3 protein-coding genes are annotated in these 1,797 nt (G+C 66.3%); 2 read left to right on the forward strand and 1 reads right to left on the reverse strand.

Annotated features, from left to right (window positions below):
* Nucleotides 1–14: 14 nt before the first annotated feature.
* Together J8I33_RS34180 and J8I33_RS34185 are read left to right on the forward strand one after the other, a co-directional pair.
* Entirely contained in the window at nucleotides 15–602 is a 588-nt protein-coding gene (locus J8I33_RS34180; RefSeq protein WP_209939992.1) for an SEL1-like repeat protein, read from the forward strand.
* Nucleotides 603–722: 120 nt separating this feature from the next.
* Entirely contained in the window at nucleotides 723–1,550 is an 828-nt protein-coding gene (locus J8I33_RS34185) for a hypothetical protein (RefSeq protein ID WP_124655273.1), read from the forward strand.
* On the opposite strand, the gene J8I33_RS34190 is transcribed toward J8I33_RS34185, so the two are convergent.
* The coding region (locus J8I33_RS34190) for a hypothetical protein (protein ID WP_209939993.1) at nucleotides 1,543–1,797 on the reverse strand (255 nt) is incomplete at its 5' end. The genes J8I33_RS34185 and J8I33_RS34190 overlap by 8 nt on opposite strands.

Raw genomic sequence — 1,797 nt, forward strand, 5'->3', positions numbered from 1 at the left:
TGAGGAAAGTACCCATGTATCGCCGTTTACTCGCACCGGGGCTGCTGTTGCTGCTGGCTGCGTGCGCGCAGGATCCGTCGGTTACCGCCGGCACGGTACGGATCTGCGACGACACAGGTTGTTCCTATCGCCCTAAAGATCAGGTCTCCTATCAAAAAAGGGGCGATGCGGAAGACCGGGACGATCCACGCATCGCCGCGCTCAAGCAAACCGCGAAGACCCAGCCGAAGGCCGCCTACGACCTCGGCCTGCGCTATTTCCGCGGCGACGGCGTGCGCCAGGACAGCTACCAGGCGCTCAAGTGGATGCGCGAGGCCGCCGAACGCGGCGACCTGAACGCGCAGAAGGCGCTCGGCAGTTTCTACCTGTTCGGTCTCGAGGAAATGGGCTCGGATGCGCGCGAAGCGGAGAAGTGGCTGTCGATCGCGGCCGGCCGCGGCGACAAGGAATCGAAGAAGCTGCTCGACCTTGCACGCAAGGCCAAGAAGGAAGACGAAGAAGACTGGAAATGGCGCACGCAATGGCGTGACGTCTATTACGGCTACTGGTACTCGGGCTATCCGTACTACGGCGTCTGGCAGCAGACGTACTGGTACTACTGACCGGGTATCGAGCAACGGGGCGGCAGCGGGGAGACCACCATCGCGCGCCACGCCGGGGGGCTTATCGAAGTTCGCACGAACACATAAGCCGAACAACGACGCTAATCGATCGATAACGACATGAAGACCAACCTTTCCCAACGTCTCACTCAAGGCGCGCTGGTTGCAGCGCTTGGCGCGGCCGTCGCGGGTTGCGGCGGCGTGGTGACGCCCGGCGGGCAGAACGCCGGCGTGACGGGCGCGGCGGCCGGCGGCGCGAGCGCCGGCGCCGATTCGCAACTGCAGCGCTGCCCGTCGCCGCTCGGCACGATCGCGGTCGACGACGGCCGCAACGCCGACTGGTGGGGCCAGTTCGGCAGCGCGACCAAGGTGACGAGCATCGATCCGCTGCTGCGGCTGGCGGTGCAGCAGTCGAACTGCTTCGTGATCACGTCGATCGGCAACCAGAAGAGCGACGCGCGCCTGTCGCGCATCACGCAGTTGCAACGCAACTCGGGCGAATACCGCGCGGGCTCGAAGCAGCAGAAGGGCCAGCGCGTCGCGGCCGACTACTACATGGAACCGCAGATCGTGATCAACGATTCGCCGATCGGCGGGATCGGCAGCATGATCGGCGGGCTGATCGGCAACAGCGCGGTGGCGGCGGTGGCGGGCCACCTGCAGACGAAGGCGTCGGTGGTGACGCTGACGCTGTTCGACGTGCGCTCGGCGGTGCAGATCGCGGCGTCGGAAGGCAGCTCGACGGCGACCAACTACGGCGCGGCGCTGGGCGGCTTCGGCGGCGGGGTGGGCGGCGCGCTGGCGGGCTTCTCGTCGACGCCGGAAGGCAAGGCGACGGTCGTCGCGTTCATCGACGCGTACAACAAGATGGTCGTCGCGCTGCGCAGCTACAAGGCGCAGGACGTCAAGGGCGGACTGGGCCGCGGTGGGCAACTGCAGGTCAATTGACGTCGCCGGGCCGGCGGGGGCCGCCGGCCGACTCCTGATTTCTGATTCTTGATGGTCGGTGCGCGCGGCGTGATTCGCGCGTACGGGCTTCGTTCGTCCTGTTCGTTTGGAAGGTGATCCCGATGAAAGCCGTTGCACTGATCGCATTGACCTGCCTCGCGCTCACCGCTTGCGGTGGCGACGACAATTCCTCGCCGGCTTCGTCAGGCGGATCGGGCACGAGCAACAACGGCGGCAGCGGCGGGAC

It is taken from the genome of Burkholderia sp. AcTa6-5 (assembly GCF_017815075.1).
GTDB lineage: Bacteria > Pseudomonadota > Gammaproteobacteria > Burkholderiales > Burkholderiaceae > Burkholderia > Burkholderia sola.